At 60.6% G+C, this 17,766-nt stretch carries 15 protein-coding genes and 1 pseudogene; 6 read left to right on the forward strand and 10 right to left on the reverse strand.

Annotated features, from left to right (window positions below; genetic code table 11):
- Positions 1-530 precede the first annotated feature (530 nt).
- Both AB4Z27_RS27010 and AB4Z27_RS27015 read left to right on the forward strand, forming a co-directional pair.
- Positions 531-1,046 carry a hypothetical protein gene (locus AB4Z27_RS27010; protein ID WP_441645714.1) on the forward strand — a complete coding sequence of 172 codons (516 nt, stop codon included), beginning with the start codon at positions 531-533 and terminating at the stop codon, positions 1,044-1,046.
- Between the two features lie 1,848 nt (positions 1,047-2,894).
- On the forward strand, positions 2,895-4,064 hold the full coding sequence (locus tag AB4Z27_RS27015) for a zinc-dependent alcohol dehydrogenase (protein WP_441645715.1): 1,170 nt from the start codon (positions 2,895-2,897) through the stop codon (positions 4,062-4,064).
- A gap of 873 nt (positions 4,065-4,937) precedes the next feature.
- Here the strand turns inward: AB4Z27_RS27015 and AB4Z27_RS27020 are convergent.
- The 3 genes from AB4Z27_RS27020 to AB4Z27_RS27030 form a co-directional block, all read right to left on the reverse strand.
- Entirely contained in the window at positions 4,938-5,519 is a 582-nt protein-coding gene (locus tag AB4Z27_RS27020; RefSeq protein WP_441645716.1) for a DUF421 domain-containing protein, read from the reverse strand.
- A gap of 24 nt (positions 5,520-5,543) precedes the next feature.
- Positions 5,544-5,765 carry a DUF2188 domain-containing protein gene (locus AB4Z27_RS27025; protein WP_441645717.1) on the reverse strand — a complete coding sequence of 74 codons (222 nt, stop codon included), beginning with the start codon at positions 5,763-5,765 and terminating at the stop codon, positions 5,544-5,546.
- Between the two features lie 181 nt (positions 5,766-5,946).
- Entirely contained in the window at positions 5,947-6,075 is a 129-nt protein-coding gene (locus tag AB4Z27_RS27030) for a hypothetical protein (protein WP_441645718.1), read from the reverse strand.
- 215 nt (positions 6,076-6,290) lie between these two features.
- On the opposite strand from AB4Z27_RS27030, the gene AB4Z27_RS27035 reads away from it, so the two are divergent.
- Entirely contained in the window at positions 6,291-6,548 is a 258-nt protein-coding gene (locus AB4Z27_RS27035) for a hypothetical protein (protein ID WP_441645719.1), read from the forward strand.
- 535 nt (positions 6,549-7,083) lie between these two features.
- On the opposite strand, the gene AB4Z27_RS27040 is transcribed toward AB4Z27_RS27035, so the two are convergent.
- Positions 7,084-8,199 carry an ATP-binding protein gene (locus AB4Z27_RS27040; RefSeq protein WP_441645720.1) on the reverse strand — a complete coding sequence of 372 codons (1,116 nt, stop codon included), beginning with the start codon at positions 8,197-8,199 and terminating at the stop codon, positions 7,084-7,086.
- A gap of 409 nt (positions 8,200-8,608) precedes the next feature.
- Between AB4Z27_RS27040 and AB4Z27_RS27045 the strand changes: the two genes are divergently transcribed.
- On the forward strand, positions 8,609-8,989 hold the full coding sequence (locus tag AB4Z27_RS27045) for an NUDIX hydrolase (RefSeq protein WP_441645721.1): 381 nt from the start codon (positions 8,609-8,611) through the stop codon (positions 8,987-8,989).
- Positions 8,990-9,160: 171 nt separating this feature from the next.
- Here the strand turns inward: AB4Z27_RS27045 and AB4Z27_RS27050 are convergent, their stop codons facing one another.
- A complete protein-coding gene (locus tag AB4Z27_RS27050) occupies positions 9,161-9,376 on the reverse strand; it encodes a hypothetical protein (protein ID WP_441645722.1) in 216 nt (71 codons plus the stop codon).
- Positions 9,377-9,669: 293 nt separating this feature from the next.
- Here AB4Z27_RS27050 and AB4Z27_RS27055 point away from each other — a divergent pair, with 293 nt between their 5' ends.
- Positions 9,670-9,993 (forward strand): hypothetical protein, encoded by a 324-nt coding sequence (locus AB4Z27_RS27055; protein ID WP_441645723.1) that lies wholly within the window; start codon positions 9,670-9,672, stop codon positions 9,991-9,993.
- A 278-nt stretch (positions 9,994-10,271) separates the two neighbouring features.
- Here the strand turns inward: AB4Z27_RS27055 and AB4Z27_RS27060 are convergent, their stop codons facing one another.
- The 5 genes from AB4Z27_RS27060 to AB4Z27_RS27080 form a co-directional block, all read right to left on the reverse strand.
- A complete protein-coding gene (locus AB4Z27_RS27060) occupies positions 10,272-12,485 on the reverse strand; it encodes an amylo-alpha-1,6-glucosidase (RefSeq protein ID WP_441645724.1) in 2,214 nt (737 codons plus the stop codon).
- 48 nt (positions 12,486-12,533) lie between these two features.
- On the reverse strand, positions 12,534-13,622 hold the full coding sequence (locus AB4Z27_RS27065; protein ID WP_441645725.1) for a glycosyltransferase family 4 protein: 1,089 nt from the start codon (positions 13,620-13,622) through the stop codon (positions 12,534-12,536).
- A gap of 489 nt (positions 13,623-14,111) precedes the next feature.
- Positions 14,112-15,992: an ATP-dependent nuclease gene (locus tag AB4Z27_RS27070; protein WP_441645726.1), complete on the reverse strand. Its 1,881-nt coding sequence runs from the start codon at positions 15,990-15,992 to the stop codon at positions 14,112-14,114.
- 204 nt (positions 15,993-16,196) lie between these two features.
- Positions 16,197-16,727 carry a DUF2726 domain-containing protein gene (locus AB4Z27_RS27075; protein ID WP_441645727.1) on the reverse strand — a complete coding sequence of 177 codons (531 nt, stop codon included), beginning with the start codon at positions 16,725-16,727 and terminating at the stop codon, positions 16,197-16,199.
- 529 nt (positions 16,728-17,256) lie between these two features.
- Positions 17,257-17,559 carry a sensor histidine kinase gene (locus AB4Z27_RS27080; RefSeq protein WP_092295374.1) on the reverse strand — a complete coding sequence of 101 codons (303 nt, stop codon included), beginning with the start codon at positions 17,557-17,559 and terminating at the stop codon, positions 17,257-17,259.
- 101 nt (positions 17,560-17,660) lie between these two features.
- On the opposite strand from AB4Z27_RS27080, the pseudogene AB4Z27_RS27085 reads away from it, so the two are divergent.
- Positions 17,661-17,766 (forward strand): annotated as a pseudogene (locus AB4Z27_RS27085) (CopG family transcriptional regulator); the annotation flags it as partial.

The following is a 17,766-nucleotide window of genomic DNA, read 5'->3' on the forward strand; positions in this document are numbered from 1 at the left end:
GGGTTCGGGCGATGATCGATGCCAGGTTCGGGCGATGATCGATGCCATTGCGGCGCGCTTTGAGGCCGAGGGATGAGGTGCAACGGTGTCTATAGCGCTATTTTTGCGTGCGCCTGATTGGTGGACCGGTTTTACCTGGGCGCCCAGCCCAAGGCAGTCGGGCCGCCCCGGGCAATGAATTTCTGGTCTCGACCCATCTCTGCCATTTCCCCCTGCTCTGTAGCCGACTGGTGTTTGGCTGAACCGGCCATTCGATGCTGCTGGCATGGGCACTTGACGAAGGTACTGCCCGTACCCTCCGCCGTTGTCGGAGTTGGATTCGGAGCCTCGTGTTGTACAGGCCAGACACCCCACTTCAGCGTATGCGGGCACGGGAGGATTCATTGGTAGATTGCTCGTTTTGGCGATTTGGGTGACGAGCGATGGCTACCTTCAGGTGGGCGATACGAGCGTGCGCTGGTCTGCTGTTGCTCCTCGAATGTAGCAATGCCATCAGTGCGAGCAACGCCTGCGCCCATTTCCGTGAGGAAATGGTTCGAATCGACGCCAATGGCGCGTCGAAGTCCCAGCGCGCGGTCGGGCGTTCGACGCTCTGTTTCCCTGATTTCGGACCATGCTCTCCCGGCAGTATTTCGGCGGAGCGATTTTGGTCGGGTCATCCTACGCGCGTGGACACAGGAGCGCTGAAAGATGAGTTGCTGGCCTATTCCGACGTCACAGGATATGTTTCACGCATAGCCATTGCCGGAAGGCCCGTGCCCATTGTGAGAGTTGCGCGATACGTTGGCGCGGCCAGTTGCATACGAGACACCTACATGGAGCCCGCTAGCAAAGGTTATCGGCGGATCAACAGTCCTTCTCTCGAAGGATTGTCAGCGGAGGCCGGTTACTGTCATGGTTCCTATGTCTTCTACCGGAACTGGCACGGTAAGACATTTTCAATTCTCGCCGAGAAAACAGAGCAGTGGCAGGGCATTACGGTCTCCCTCGTAGATTCCAGCATGCAGTTCAAGACCATCTGTTGGATGCGGTACCCGCGCACCTGATCGGATTATTCCTGCCGAGAACGTCAGATGACTGCGAAGGAGAATCCCCGAAAAAAACCATTGCAGTCATAGTGGAACCGCCCTGAGATATCAACATCCATGCATCGAATTTTCCGGCTGCTATCCGCGATAATTGCCCTGTTGGCAACGGGCTGTGCCAGTCTTTCACAGAAGCCATTCCTCGAACGGCTGCAATGGGGTTCGGCGCCCGAAGCGCTGGGCCCACATGTTGAAATTATTCGCGATGAGCGGATGACTAAGCGGATTGGTCGCTGTTATCACCGCCTGGATGACGGTCCGATTGTCGACGGGGTTCCGAGCAGGGATACCGAGTATTGCTTCAATCGCGGTGCACTCTACTCGGTTCGGACTCATTTTGGCGGGGAGGATCTACGAGGAAAGTGGCAGCAATGGCTCACTGAAATCTATGGACGCCCGCGGACTGATCTATGGGCCCAGTTCAGTTGGGATTCGAGGGACACGTGGGTACACCTTCGATATATCACCGCAAACTACTACGGCTCCGAGGATACCGGTACCGTTACTTGGACGCATCGGCGCTATATGCCTCCTTCTGACGCGCCTGCCTGTGAGGCATTTGATTCTGGCTTTCGGGCTTGCATGGAGCTAGAGCGCGTGCGAATTCAGGCTATCGATGCCAGATAGGCAAATACGAAGTATGTCGCGCTACTTCAAGAGTGTATCTGACCGATCTAAAGTGAGTAGCCGCCGAACGGCCGCTCTGCGGTATTGCAACGGACCTCTGAACGGCCTAGCAAAGTAGCGATTGGACGACGCCTCATGGCCGAACACAGAAGTCTGCCGGCCACCCAGGCGTTACTGCAGGGCCGGACTTCCGTAGCCGACCCGAAGCGGTCCTTTACGTTTCTCCGAAGCGGACGTTGCCTGCTTTTTAAGATGGTGTGGATGCATCGTTGCCCAACGCTGACTCGCCGGGTCAAGCGATGGGCTTCTTTCCGTGGGAGGATCTACGCCCCTCTCGCCAAGTTCCATCGATTTTGAATGTCTCGAAGTCGGTCACGTCGAGTACACGTCCAAAAGCAGCTTTCGTAGGCAGAACTCCAAATCACGTCTTGCCTATGCACTTCTCACAATACCGACGACCTTGCGAGCCAACACCTTTTTCAACGTAGTGCAGGCGTACGCCGTCTACCTCGACAAATTGCCCCGAGTCAGGGATTGTCATGTTGGGCCTTGGGTGTGCCTGCCTTCAGCGGTGCCGACTGAGGTCTGACTTGAGTTTTTCTTGAAAGAAGACATGGATGTCTCGCAATGAATGAGTAAGCAATAGCCGCCGTGGGTTTTTCAGGGCACATCCGGCTTCCGGTGCTGGCCGCACGAGGTATTCCTCGCACTCGAGCACCCACAGTACGGTAGCCCCTCCGGCGAGCGCCATTCCTATTGCGGAAAGCGCGTCCCCAAGGATCAGCCGCCTTTGCGGAATCGCATTTCTCTCGATAAGCAGCATTAGGCACAGGGTATCGAGCCCCGAGCTCCGCCCAACGGCGGCATGGGCAACAATTCTCTAGTGGACTTTGAGGTGAGCGTAGGAGATGTCCCACCGGTGCACAGTAGGCGGGAAGGCCGAAACAAGGATCAGCCAGGTGCATGTGCAGAGAAAAAGCCCGGTGCACTCACGTGGGCCGCTCTAGTGCAAACGAAAACGTCCGGCCACGCCATTTCTTGCACCGTTCGGTCGCTATTACATAGCCTGACACCTCTCGGCCGTCACAGACGGACGTGCGGACACCGCTCGGGGGGCTGGAATGGCCCTTGCGGTCTGGCTCAGGACTGACCATGTGCGGCAAAGCCGCGAAAGGAGTCGTCATGAGAGCACTATGCTGGCACGGCAAGCATGACATTCGTTGCGATACTGTCCCCGATCCAACCATCGAGCAGCCCCGCGACGCAATTATCCGCGTCACCAGCTGCGCCATCTGCGGCTCGGACCTGCACCTCTACAACCATTTCATCCCCGGCATGGAGGATGGCGACATCATGGGCCATGAGTTCATGGGCGAGGTGATGGAAGTTGGACCTGAGAACCGGCGCCTGAAGGTAGGCGACCGCGTGGTAGTGCCGTTTACCATCATCTGCGGCGAATGCGACCAGTGCCGCCGCGGCAATTTTTCGGTCTGCGAGCGCACCAACCGCAACAAGGCCACCGCCGACAAGGTGTTCGGGCACAGCACGGCCGGCCTGTTCGGCTATACGCACCTCACCGGCGGCTATGCCGGCGGACAGGCGGAGTATGTGCGCGTGCCGTATGCCGATGTGGCCCCGGTGAAGGTTCCGGAGGGTCTCAGTGATGAGTCGGTGCTGTTCCTCGGCGACATCCTGCCCACCGGTTGGCAGGCCGCCGCACAGTGCGACATCCAGCCCGAAGACGTTGTGGCTGTATGGGGCGCCGGACCCGTGGGGCTGTTCTGCGTGCTCAGTGCCGTGCTCCAGGGCGCAGCGCGCGTCATCGTCATCGACCGCGTCCCGGAGCGGCTCGCCATGGCGGAGCAGTTGGGCGCGGTGCCGCTTAACTTCGAGCATGTAAGCGTGGTGGAGGCGCTGAACGAGCAGACGCAGGGCAAGGGCCCCGACAAATGCATTGACGCCGTAGGGCTGGAGGCGCACGCGACGGCATCGCTAGACTCTGTCTACGATCGCGTGAAGCAAGCCGTTATGGCCGAGTCCGACCGTCCGCACGTGCTGCGCGAGATGATATATTGCTGCCGCCCGGCCGGTGTGCTGTCGATACCCGGCGTCTATGGCGGGCTGGTCGACAAGATTCCGATGGGTGCCGTGATGAACAAGGGCCTGACCATTCGTACCGGTCAGACGCACGTGAACCGGTGGACCGACGACCTAATGGAGCGCATCCAGAGTGGCCAGATCGACCCCTCGTTCGTCATCACCCACCGTGTCTCCCTCGAGGAGGGACCGGGGATGTACGAGACGTTCCGCGATAAGCAGGACGGATGTGTCAAGGTGGTCATGTCAATGTAAGGGAAACAGAATATCGCCCGCCACTGACAATACGCGTGCCGTGCCGCCGCCAGTGGTTGGGTGTGGGCGGGGCAACGAACCTAGTTGCGGTCCTATTGCGCGATTCTCATCGCCTCTTGTAAGTCGTCGTTGCCGCCGTTCTCTGTACCCACCGGGGAGCCGATGCATGCCCAAATCATTCGATCACCAACTCGCCGACGGTAGTGCGACATTCCTTAGAGGCGGGAGCCTTGGTGCGAAGTTGCCTTGGAGAACGTCTCTTACTTCGTGGTGCCAGGGGCCGGGTCCGGGGAGTCGCCCTTAGGGCCCGATGGTGCGGTCGGCGAAGGGGTTGCCGCAGCACCCTGCTCGCGAGGCTTTTTGTGGCGGGCGCCGGTGGTCTTATCCTTGCTCATCTCGCTTCCCGAAGCATTCGAGCGGGGCACCGTCGTGTCGTTTGTGACCGTCGAGCCCGCCGGCGAGCCACTCTTGGGGTTCTTCGGACCTTCCGGGGTTGGAGGCGTACCCGGCGTAGCGGACTGCGGCGAGGTGGGGGTCTGCTGGGCCATGGCGGGCAGCGTGAGGATCGCGTTTATGGCGATGGTGGTAGTGGCGAGTAGGCGTTTCATCTACATCTCCGGCAAGTGTGGGTGATCGGTGTCTTCACAATCTGCGCCGGCTCGTCGGGACTCACGGGGGCGATGCCTGAAACGCTTGTAGGACCTTGACTACAACTCAAGGGCCACGTTCTGCGGCGATCCGCGAGCAAATGGTGCGGAGGAAGCGTACGAAAGAAGTTGGGCACGTGAACGTCCCTCGGAAGGGGCTGGCGAGGCAAGTTTGAGACCTGGCAACCCATGAGTAGACCCACGTCGCACGTGGCTGATCGGAAGATTAAAGGCGAAGCCCTGGTGCCTGGGGAAACGGCCCGAAGGCGAGGAAGACTTTGGGATCCCGCGCGGTTAGCGCTTTACAAATGTCACTTTCCCGTTGCGCTCGACGACGATGCGCTCGACATCCGCAAGGGATTCGCGCTGCAGGGTTTCGCGTAGGTTTGCCTTTTAGATCTTCTTCGCTGATCATAGCCCGGCGCATTGCGTCAACGTTGATCGTGCCCGCCCGGAGCAGGTCGATACGCCGTCCGCCAATGACCCGATCAAAGCCGGGATGGCGACTCGCCAGCCAACCGAGGACCCTGTGCAGCAGCACCAGAACCAGCGCCGCCGCCAGCGTGCCGCTCACCGGCCTCGCCCCCATCACTGCGCGGGACAGCACGGCGCCAAGCAGAAGCATGATGCACAGATCGAAGGCGGTCCCCTGCGAAAAGGCGCGCCGCCCGGCGCCTCGCAACAGTATCCAGGCGGCCGCGAAGAACACCGCTGCGCGAAAGGTCATCTGCCACCAGGTGAGCGCCTCGCCCTGGCCGAACCATGCCGCAGCCCACTGCATCGCCTCCCGCGCCAGGCTCGTGTCCATCTGTCGCCTTGCAGCTCGAGCGTCTTATCCGGGAATGTTGCGGGGGTCGTGACCGAACGAGTTCCGCTCGCGGATCCTGCCGTCACGCCCATAAACGAACAGCTCGACCTGATTCTGCCTGGCCAAGGCTGTGCCCGAGGCGATGGCCGCTTCCTGCGTATCAAATAGCTGCCGGTCTGCCGGACTGCTAGCGAGTTCGACCGCCCAGCCGTTGTCGGCCGGCACGACATGCACATCCTTCGCCATGATGGTCTCCAGTGAGCTCCTGTCCGTCCTACTGTCACGCAGGGCGCAAGGCACGACAATCAGCGGTTGTCCTACATCGAGACCGACACGGGTGCGCAGCACTGCGCAGCGGAGCGGGGGGGCCGCAGGCAAGCCGGGCGAGCGGGCCGCGGTCAGGGCCGCTCCGAGAGTGCGCGTTCCGCTACTCCAAGAGAGTCCAGGCGAGGTACGCCAGGGCCAGCACGAGCAATCCCAGCGCCAACGACGCGTAGTAGCAGGCGCCATGGCAGGGCACGTCGGGCCGGTCCTTTTCGTGAAAGACAAATTGCATCGTAAGCCCTCCTACTTTGTCGTTGTCGACGATCCTGGCGCGAAGACAAGCGCCCAGGGCGAAGGCGCTAGACACCGGAAACATTGGCAATCGCTTCATCCATGTCGCACTATGCAATAGTCACTCGCTCGACCGGACATCGCCGCCGGCAGACTGGGTGCATTGCTCCATTGCATCGCGCGTTGATAGATTGGCCAGTCCCTAGGGAGCCCACCATGGAACATCGAGCGAGTGCCGCAACGTCTCTCGTGGCGATCGAACGGGCGATTGCCGAAGCCGAAGGAATGTTGGACCGCCAGCAAGCCTCGCAGGCCATGCTGGAGGCCGACAGTGCGCCGGCCGCAGCCAGCCGGGCGCTCATTCAAACACTGGAGGAGACACTGGACTGGTTGCGCGCGGCACGCGTCGACGCCATTCTGGCCGAGGCGCTCGCGCGCATGATGCGGCCGTCCGACCCCCCCAATGGTAGATAACGATAGTCGAAATCGCGCGACAATGGCCGATTTGGCTTACTCCGCGCGGAGGGCCATCGACGCGACGGTGCGGCGCGCCACGATGTTGCCGGGGCGGGTGGAGCGCGCTGCGACTATGAAGAAACCCGTCATCGCGATAGCGTCCCAGAAAATTGACCATGACTAGACGACCCTCGCCCCCGAAGCTCCACGTCCTGCCGGCCGCAGACGGGCGCTGGCGCCTAGTTCGCGAAGGCAGCCACCCCGTCCTACTGCCGTCCCGCAAGGCCGCCCTCGCGGCCCGCGTGCGTCACGCGATGCACCAAAATATGACGTAGCAGATCCACCGCGACCCCGCGCAGCCGCGCGCGCCGTCCTACGGGGCCGCTTGGGCGGAGGCCGAAGACCTCCCGGACTGGGAGAGCATTTGCAACACTTTCAACGGCCGTTGGGACGTTGCCCCTGCGCTGGCATTGCCCTGTTTTTCAGTCGGGTCACCGGCGACGAAGGGGTCGGCTGCAAGCGCTGGCCACCCTTGGCAAACTCAGGTGGATAGCTAGGCGCGACGTGGCAGGCGCACGTCAAACGTGGTCTCGGTCTGGTCGGAGCGCGCCTCGATCGAACCATGATGGGCTTTGGCAATTTCGCTCACGATATAGAGCCCGAGTCCAAGGCCATCGCCGTTCCTGCTCTCCTGATCTGGGCCTCTTCTCAGCGGGTCAAAGATTCCCTCGAGCGTCAGCCGGTCAATGGCGGGACCACTGTTCCTAACCTCGAGACGAACGTCTGCATCATGGCCAGTTACTACGACGCGGATCGGTTTGTCCGAGGCCCCATACCTGATCGCATTGAGCACCAGGTTAGACAGCAGTTGCTGCAGGCGTAAGCCGTCCCAAACACCCCGCACGTTACCTTTCACCTTGAGTTCGATGCGGCGGGTCGGATGCGCTGCACGCAACTGGTCGATCGCATCGCCAACGACTTCCGCCAGATCGACCTCATCAGGCGCAATGTTGATACCCAAGCCGAGTTTCGTTCGATTGAAATCGCACAGATCATCCAGAAGAGAATTCATCCGGACCCCACTTCGAATCAGTCGGGCGGCAGCGTCCGATACGTTTTCGCCAGCATTTAGCGCCGCCAGGTAGGAGGCGGTCGTCTGGATGGTCTGCAGAGGGCTGCGCATATCGTGCCCCACCATTCCGAGCAACAAGTTGCGACCCTGCTCTACCTGCGTGCAGAAGAAATCCACTGATTCCGCAATAGCCTGATCGATAGCCTCGTTGAACCGGATCACGTCCTCCAGGTCCGGGGCGTCCGGCTGGCATGCGTCCATCCATAAACGCAGCACGCTCGCGCGCAGCGCCCGGTACTCGGCCACCAATTGATTGATGTTGAAGCCGCCGCGCGCCCGCAAGAGCGCATGTGTTTGGGCAGCGGTTTCCGGCGCACCGACTGGCTTGGGGGTTCGCCCCATTGATTTTTCGCGTTGCGCTTCGCTGGTTTGGGGTGTCGACAAGTCCTCGGCCACGGCCTGCAGGATCTCCGGCGCGTGGTCGCGCAGGGCCAGGGAGTCCAGGTGTCTGGCGGCCGGCAGCAGGGTGATCGCAAACTCCTCCCATGCCGCCACAATCCGCGCAGTGTCCCGCAAGATGAAAGCAGCTAGTCGCACGTGCGCTCCTCGATAAATCAAGCGAGCCTTTTACTCATCTTACGCCAGCCATTCGCGGTTTCCGTCACGTCGCGAGTATGTGTGCCCGATGCCGCACTAAATTCGGATGCCTGGCGATGACCGGTCAACGCGCACGCCGCTCGCCGGACTGTGTCCGTCCTCTCAGACCGACTCTTATATTGAGAAATTCGAGGGGGGTGCACTGGGATACTGCAGGCGACATAAGCCGCTGCACAAGGGCAGCGGTAGAACGCGGATTTAGGGTTACCGATCTCGGTCGGGGATATTCTCAGATTCACATTGCACCCGGACACCACCCACTAGGGGTAGGTGGCGTTCTGATACGCCTTCCGCAAATGTGCGGACGCCATTGGGGTAGCATAGGGCCGAACACTATGGGAGCCTCTGCATGCAACGGAAGCCGAAGGTCCGCGCCACCGTGATCTGCGTTCGGGGGGACAAAGTGCTCCTCGTAGCGAAAGCGCGCTCGAAGTGGGCGTTGCCGGGAGGGAAGCCATCGGACGGCGAATCGTTTCAGGCGACCGCGACACGCGAATTGCACGAAGAGACGTGTTTGATGGTCAAAGAAGTCACATATCTCTTCCAGTTTATCGGCGTGACCACGGTGCATCATGTCTTCGCAGCGACCGTGGAGAAGAAAGCCAACGCTCAGCCAAGCAACGAAATTCGCCAATGTCAGTGGGTATCTCGTGATGCGTTCGGCGAGGCCGATACCAGCGTGACGACGCAAAGCATCGTAGAAGCGTATTTCGGTGCCCGACGTCGCTAGGGTGCCCTCTCAGCTGCGGCGACCATCGCCATCGATAGCCCCCCCCCGCCGCCGTGGCGCTTCAAACAAGCGGCTGCCCCGGCGCTGACTGCACGGGGTCTCCGTTCGTAACTCATTCGCAGAGCTCTCGAGTAGATACGGCGCTTCGGCCTTTCCAGTGAAGGGCGGATCTCACGTCTCGCGAGTGGAGGTACCCGCAGGCTGGACGTCAGCGCGCAGGGTCACCTCAACGAGCACCATGCCGTCGATCTCGACCTCGTATAGGGTCCGGTCACACATCGGGCAGAGCGCGCGGGTGGAAACTGTTTCGCCCCGCAATCCCAGATGGTATTCCGAGATCTCCACGGTCGTGCCGCAAGAGCACTGTACTTCTTCAATGACGTTCATGGCCTTTCCCCTGGTTGCGCTTGAATGGCGCCATCGAGGATAACGACTGCGCGCGAGCTATAGGGGAGATACTGGAACGTCAGACTCGGCTCTAGACACCGGACGCTGCCCATTTTGTCGGGCCGCGCAGCCGTTTCAGGTTGACCCTCTTCGATCGGCGGGCCTATAGTGAACTCGGCCAGCCTGCGAGGGCGGGCCAACTCCTAAATTAAGCAGCTCGCCCGCCCTCTTGGCCGGCGAGTTTTTTTTGGCCATTTCTCGCGGCCCCGAAGGCAGTCCCCACCGGCGTCCACATGCACGTCATCCTGTTCCGCAACGGCAACCGCGCGTTGATCCTGCCGGCCGGCAAAAGCCTGTTTGACTGCTCCCCGGCCCAGCGTCATTGGCTGGGCACCCCTGTTTCCGAATCGGTGGCCGAACTGATGCTGGGCACGCCGATGCCGGGCATTCACTCGTCCACGGTGCTCGCGGAAATCCGTGCGAAAGGGGTCTGTGGGCTCGACGTCTACGGCGTGGTGCGGAAGTTTCCGCCGGTGCCGGCGGACTCTGGCAGCAGCGCCAGTGCTACGGATTTGCTACCGGCGGGAGGAGGATCGCCCGGAAACCCGCGTGGTTAAGCCAAAGTGACGCTTGCTCCTCACCAGTCCGTCATGGGGGGATGTCTCTTTGCCGCCCCGGGCCTAGCCCCCGCGGCACATGTCAGCGACGGCCTGCTGGTCGACGAACAGGGAATGACGATGAACGTATTCGGCGAAAAAGGAGTGCCCTACTCAAAATCGTGCGCGAGGGGGACTGCGAGCGGAATTCATCCTGATTACTGGTCGATTGCCTTGCGTTATGAGGACCTCGGCGTGCCGTACCCGCCGGGTGGCGCATCCGACACGATGGCGTAGGCTTAGTGGCGCGTCACAACGGATAATGCCCCCCTCCGGTCTAGTACATCCACCACCACGCGCGCGTCGGAGCGGCGCACGGCCACGTCCACGGAAGCGCCCCGCACAGACAGATTCCGTAGGACCACTTCGTCGAGAAAATCGGGCAGCACTGGTTGGTTGAAGGTGATGCCGGGCGTGGTTGGGTCGAAATCGAGCCCGAGGCATGCCTGCAGTAGCAGCAGCGGTGCGGCGGCAGCCCATGCCTGCGGCGAGCAGGCTACCGGGTAAAACGTCGGCCCCTGCGTCCTTTGGCGGGCGATGCCGCAGAACAACTCGGGCAGCCGGCGCAGGTCGATATAGGTTGAGGCCGCGAATAGCCCTTCGAAGATACGTCGGGCCTCGTCCTTGAAGCCATAACGCGCCAGCCCCGCGCCGATCAGCGCGTTATCGTGCGGCCAGACCGAGCCGTTGTGGTAGCTCATCGGATTGAATCGCGCGGTCGTCGATGAGACGGTGCGCACTCCCCAGCCACAGTACATTGCGCTATGCATCAACGTGCGCGCGACGGCCGCCGCGCGGACCGGTTCGGCGATTCCCGTGAACAGCGCATGACCGGCATTCGAACTCTGCACCCGACACGGCGTTTTGGCGCCGTCGAGGGCGATCACATAGGTGCCTAGCTCGTCGTCGAAGAACGTCCGATCAAAGGCAGCGCGCACGTGGTCAGCGGTGGCGCGATAGCTCGTGGCTGCAGGCGCGTCGCGAAGTGCGGCAGCGATCTCACTTGCGGCCTGCCAGGCGCCATAGGCATAGGCCTGGACTTCAACCAGTGCGATCGGACCGTCGGCCAGCACCCCATTGGCATGAAAGACCGAATCGCGACTGTCCTTCCAGCCCTGATTCACGAGCCCGTGCTCGGTCTGTCGGAAGTATTCAATAAAGCCGTCGCCATCGCGGTCGCCATACTGGCGCAGCCATTCGATCGCCATGCCGATTGCGGGCCAGATGGCGCGCAGGGTGTCGATGTCACCCGTCCGGCGCAGGTAGGCGCCGGCCAACATCACGAACAGCGGGGTGGAATCGATGCTGCCGTAGTAGCGGCCAAAGGGCACCTCGCCCAGATTGGCCATTTCGCCATGCCGTATTTCGTGCAGGATCTTACCCGGCTCGGCATCGGTGGCGGCGTCCATGACAGTGGCTTGGTTGACACTCAGGTAGCCCAGCACCCCGCGGGCGATGGCCGGGTCCAGCCATAGCGTTTCCAGCGCCGTGATCAGTGCGTCGCGGCCAAACGGTGTGCTGAACCATGGAATCCCCGCATACGGGTACGGCCCTTGCGCTGTCTCCGTCAGCAGCATGTAGAGGTCGGAGACACTGCGCCCCATCAACTCGTTGAAGATTTCGTTCGAGGTGGTGACCTGCACCGCGCGTGACGCCGACCGGTGCAGGTCGCGGCGCGCCTGGCGCAGGGACCGGAGGAACGGGATACGCTCGGCCGCGTCGTCGGAACCGCACGTGATCTGCAGCCGCAGGACGCGGCACGCGTGCGCCGGCACATGCAACAGGAAGATGGCCTGGGTGCCAGTCAGCGTTTCGGGTACCGGTTCGAAGCGCAGCGTGGTTTCGCGCCGGATACCGTCGAGCCCGACGTAGGCCAGTGCCACGGAATTGCCTTGGCAATGCGGCGGATGGCGCTCCCCGCGCATTGGACGCCGGGAACCGCGTACCTCGAACAGGTCGGAAAAATCAGCATCGAATGCGACACCAATGGCGATGTCACGGGCCTGCTCGTCGTAGTTCTTGACCATCAACCGCTCGTAACACGCGCCATTCCAGATGAAGCGCGAGCGCCGTAGATGGATCAGGTCGTGTTCGAGGTAGATCTCGCCGTTGGCGTCGGCCAGGTCTGGGTTGGTGAGGTCACAGGTCAGCGTGGCGTTGTCGTCACGCACTGTGGAGGACAGCAGCAGGGGCCGCGCGCCGTCGATGGTCAGGTACAGGTATGACAAATGTCGGGTGTCGCGGAAGAAGACGCCTTCGGGGCTACCCGGCGCACCGAGCGCATCCCCGTTGTGATCGAATAGCGCGAAAGTCTCGCCGTGCTTGAGCGTGCGGGGACGGCGCTCCTGGAGCGAGGCGGCCGYAGGGATGTAGAACTGCGCGATATGGGCCATGTTGTGCGTGCCCAGTTCGACCGGGGACGATGCCGGGTCGATGCGTTGCGACGATTGCATGTCGAGCTCCTTTGGCAGATGCCGCTGGCGCCTGAGCCCTTGCTGGCTTCAGGCTGCGACGCGCATCTCGGATGGTCCGAGCTTTTCCGGCCCGGGCGGCTCGCTGCCCACGCCTGGCAAGGCGTTGTACAGGGAAACATAGTCGCGCGCCATCCGTCCTGCTGTGAAGCGCGCGTCGAAGACAGCGCGGATGTCGGCGCGTGACAGGGCGCTGATGTTCTCGACGGCACCTACCGCGTCGGCAATGGTCTCCACAATGTAGCCCGTTACGCCGTGTTCGACGACCTCCGGCACGGACCCCGCCGGGAACGCCACCACGGGCGTCCCGCAGGCCATCGCCTCGATCAGGACCAGGCCGAAGGGCTCCGGCCAGTCGATGGGGAACAGCAATGCCCTGGCATTTCCAAGGAATTCGCCCTTGTCCGCGTCGCTGATCTCACCGAGGTATTCGACGTTGGGATGGGCGGCTACCATCGGCGCGATGGTGCGATTCCAGTATGTTTCGTCGACACGATCGATCTTGGCTGCGATCTTCAGCCGTAGACCGGCGCGCACGGCAATGTCGATGGCGCGATCAGGCCGCTTTTCGGGCGAGATGCGACCCAGGAAAGCGAGATAATCGCCGCGCGGATGCGGGGTTGCCCGCAACATCGTGGCCGGGAGGCCGTGGTAGACCGTGCCGCGCCAATTCACGGGCGGCATCGGCAGACGCTGGGAGGCAGAGATTGAAACCAGCGGGTAATGCGGGAAAGTGTCGTAGAACGGCCAGAGGTCGGGCAGGTCAAGACGCCCGTGTAGCGTCGTGATCGTACGGTCGGCAATTTCGCGGATAAGGGGATAGTGAATCAGGTCGATATGGAAGTGAAGCACATCGAAGGCATCGGCACGACGCATCACATTTTCGAGTTGGAGTAACTGATGGGGCAATGGGTCCCTCACACGACTATCGAGCCGCAAAGCCACGCGTGAGCAGGCTACGAGCCTCGCGGAGGTCACCGAATCGCCACTAGCGAACAGTGTGACGTCATGACCAAGCGACACGAGGGCTTCGGTGAGATAGGACACGATTCGCTCGGTGCCACCGTATAGCTTTGGCGGGCACCGCTCGGCAAGGGGTGCAATTTGTGCAATGCGCATGGGGCCCTCCTTGCGCCCGCCAGAAGACTGGCCGGTTCGAGCCACATCTCGTGTGGAACGGGAACGCCATACGCAAAGTATGGACCAGCTGGGCGATCCCTCACGCGAAAAAAGAGCCCGCCGCGCTAGGGAATCTCTATCAGCAGGGCTTGCCGRCGACGCAATTGGCCTTCAGCGTAACGGTGGGCGTGCAGATCCACGCGGTCGGCGACCCAGGATGCCGCTCCGGACGTACGGGACGGCGCAATTGATACGAAGCATGGGAGTAGGGTGTTGCGAACTTGTCAACGCCAGACGTCCGCTTGACACCCAGTTTCGACCATACTGGCCCGAGGGCCGACCGGCTGTTTGTGGCCGGCAAGGGACCACCTCCCGGCCGGAAGTAAGAAGCGGATTGCTCTGCAACTTCCAGAGCGTCAGCCTGGAGCCGTGCCGATGACGGCCCGCATGATTCAAAGCGTGCAACTACGCCAGAAGGTCAATGTCAGGTTACTTACCCTCCACCTTGACAAGAATCTGTGTAAGCATTTCTGGCACCACTCCTCCCGACCGGAGCGTTGCGGTCCGGTATGCTAGTTGGTTTTTCGAGAGATTTATTCCAGCATCATCCTCTACGCTATTACAGGCAGTTATCCACTCACCCCAGTTAGCAGACAGAAACGCTTCAAGGTGATCATCCAATATGGCCGCGACGTCCGAAATGGTAGCAGGTGGAAAATCCACTTCAGGCAAGCCGAAGTACCGCATTAACCTGCGGTTCTCCACCGCATGATTGTTGCGCTCCCGATCTATTTCCTCTGGTTTTTTGTTTTTGGCTTTGGCTCGCGTTTCAAATCCACCGTCCGCATCAAACAGTGCGTAGACTGGCACGCCAATAGATTTTAGAATCGCATGCGCGAGGGGTATCGATGTCTTGCTGCCCACAGGAACGATCGAAATTCCTGCCGCTTCAAGGGCGCCGGGGGAAGTTCTATCTCCAATACCGTAGAACACAGCAGATTCGGTTGTGCCCTCCACAAGAAATGCGCGATTCGCGAAGAGTGCTATGGCAAGCTGGTCGGCCACGTTATGGTCGAGCCTGCGATCGACCACCGCGCCGTCCACTGTTCCATTAAGCCTGGCCTTCACATCCTCAACCGTGGCACAGTGCACCGTAACTACCGGAACTTCGTCAGCCGATCTCGTCAGCCGTCTGACTTGATGGAAATGTCGGGCCTCCAAGAAGTAGGGGCTATGCGTCGCATAGGTAACCTGGATGCGCTTGCTAGCATCTTCGGCGAGCGATCTAAGCACCTTCGCAAAGGTCTGCGCCTGAATGGGGTGCTGGAAGAGTTCCGGCTCCTCGATCGCCAGGCAAATAATTCCCTCGGCCGAAGCTGCACCTGACTGCGCCAAGAGTTGTAGGGCCGAGATCAGCAGCGTGCGCTGAAAGCCGTGTCCTTGTCGCTCCACCGCAGTCTCGGTAGTGCCGTCAAGCACGGCCACGTCGAACGTTGTGCGAGGCGCCTTGAGTTCCACTTCAGCCGGCGAAACCGTGATTGCCCGCCCAGGCGCATAGGTTGTCACGACCTCGTTGAGCTGCGTTGTGATGGCCCCAAGCTGCTCCTTGAACTTCTCGTCATAGACTTGTTGCTGCTTTGCTCGTGACTCCGCAACGATTTCTGCGATTGCCTCATCAGCGGCAGTGCGGTCAATCGAGCGCTCAAGGATTCGCCCAATAATGCTTGCCTTGCCGTCGATGGACTCTTCACTCGCCCGGAGGTCGGCCGTAACCAGGACGAAGTCGAAGAGCCCGCTCATTTTGCCGCCGCTATTGAAACCGAAGAAGTTAGTTTGCAAAGCCTCGGGCGCATCGAGAAGCTGATCAGTGTGAGCCGCCTCCCAAGTCGTCATCGCCTGCTCGACGGCAGGACCGGTGTTCGCCGTGGGAAGATCAAGCTCCGGGCGATCGCGCCGGAGACTGGCGTACAACTCTCTCTTCGCAGTCGCAGCGCCTGCCGCCTTGATGGCATTGAAATCCGGAAATCCCTTTGCATTGGCGGAGAGCACATCGGCACCATTGGGAGATCGGCGCTTCCATGCGGTGAACGTGCCAACTCCCTCCGGCGCGTACTTGCCAAGTGCCTCGCGATCCTTTTCGGTGAGGTCTGCGAAGGTGATCTGAACTTCGATGTCTTCGTCGGTCGCCCCAAAAGAGCAATCCTTCTCTGTCAGCGAGCCGGGCTTGCCGTTGAAGAACCAGTCGAGCGCACGAAGCACCGTTGATTTGCCAGCACCGTTCGGTCCGATGAAGGTCGTGACGGAATCGAACGGAATCGTTACGTCTTTCAACGTGCGAAAGTTTCGGATGCGAGCGGTTTGGATCTTCATATCTGTTCAAGCTCTTTGTGATTTATGTCGTCTCTCGCCACTATTGAACTCGTGGAGCCTCTTCTGCATGGCGGCGACAGGCACGTGTCCCTTGCGTGGGTGGTGGACAGCCGCCCCATGGTCGCGAAAATTGTTCAAAATTTTCCCGACGGCGCCGGATGATCATTCCTGGCCGAATCCGTTCGTTCAAAGCCCGTCCTTTTATTACAGGACGCTTACCACACCTCTACTAGCGGAAGCCATAACCGATTCTGCCGGTCTAACCACCGATGCAAAATCCAACAAAATGACCTTGAAATCAACGTCCTTCGACGTGTACCGCTTGATCGGAATCCCCGCCGATTCCAGCACCTGATTCTTCTGGCCATCCCGCTTTTTCGCCCGCACGCTTCCATGCGAAGCTCCGTCAAGCTCGATCACATACAGCGGTCTCATTGTCCCGCGTTCACACACAAGATAATCGACATACTTTTGCGAAAACAGACTCCGAGCGCCGTACTCCTTCCCCTTGTGCTGTACGAAAGACGACATGGCTACCTGCGGAAACACATGCGCGTTTCGAAGGCCAACCACTAACCGCTCATAGAGATGGATTTCGTCATCACGCATGAACGGTGCCTTTCTGGAGAAGTGATAGCGCTGCGAAGACCGGTCCCCGCCGCGCTTCGTCTTTATCGCGCCCAGCATGAAAAAGGCGAGCGCTACGAACAAGGCTAGCCCGAATAATGCCTTCATATGTCCCCTCGATATTTTTGCCGTGCGCCGCATTAGCTAGCGATATTGGTGCCCGGAGGCCCGATCGTTGATTATGACGACAGGCATATAACCTCGCATGCCCCAAACGGAGGGTTCCCCCCGCACTCGCCAAAAGGATCACAACACCGGGGATAGCAATTCGACGGGCTAGGCTTGCCGCCCTAAAGCGATCGCGGGGATTGTGTGCAATCGACGCAAGCGTGTCGAGCGGCGGCTCCTGGCCGGAAAGGGACCTCGACGCGCCGCGATCTTTATCGTAGCTAACAGTTACGTTCGCCGTCGGCGCCATCGACCAATCCACTTCCAACCTGTAGGGCGATTCTAAACGTGCCGACGCACACGTCTTAGGACGTCGCCAAGTAGGACTGCGACCTGTAGTACCACCACTCTCCATGTGCCCAGTTACTGTGAGACAGATCGTCCCTTTTGGATTTGTCGGTGATTGACGTCCCATTAATTTCGAGACGGGACAAAAAGATCACAGAAGCACTAGCGCGCATGCGGGCCATTACCGTACTGGAAGGGAGGCTTCGAAGCGCGTTCCCACTTCAAGGTCGGATTGCGCCCGGAGGGTGCCACCATGCGCTTTCACAATCTCATGGCAGATATACAAGCCAAGTCCCAGTCCAGCGGCAGCGTCCTGCCCTGCAGGGCGCCAATAGGGTTCGAATAGCCTTCCCAGATCTTCAGGGGCGATGGGCGTGCTGCCTGGCGGTGCGGGATTCGAAGCACAGGGCGGGGGCAGAGGTGTGGTTTTCGGTGGGCGCGGAAGCGCACGCCGTCGTCCCAGCATATCACCGCACTTCCGCATGGCAGCCTCCAAGAGGGCGAAAAAACTCCTAGCACCATCCAGTGGGATGGTGATAGGATGGTTGCAGACCTAACCACTTAGCGGGCGACATGGAACGAAAAATGGACCTTGCGGCACAGGGCGGCGCACTTCGCCCCAAGGGCGGCGAGACCGAAAAAATCACCATCAACCTTGGGCCGGTGGACCTCGGGCAGATCGATCTGCTGG

Origin of the sequence: Cupriavidus sp. KB_39 (assembly GCF_052114485.1) — a bacterium.
Classification (GTDB): domain Bacteria; phylum Pseudomonadota; class Gammaproteobacteria; order Burkholderiales; family Burkholderiaceae; genus Cupriavidus.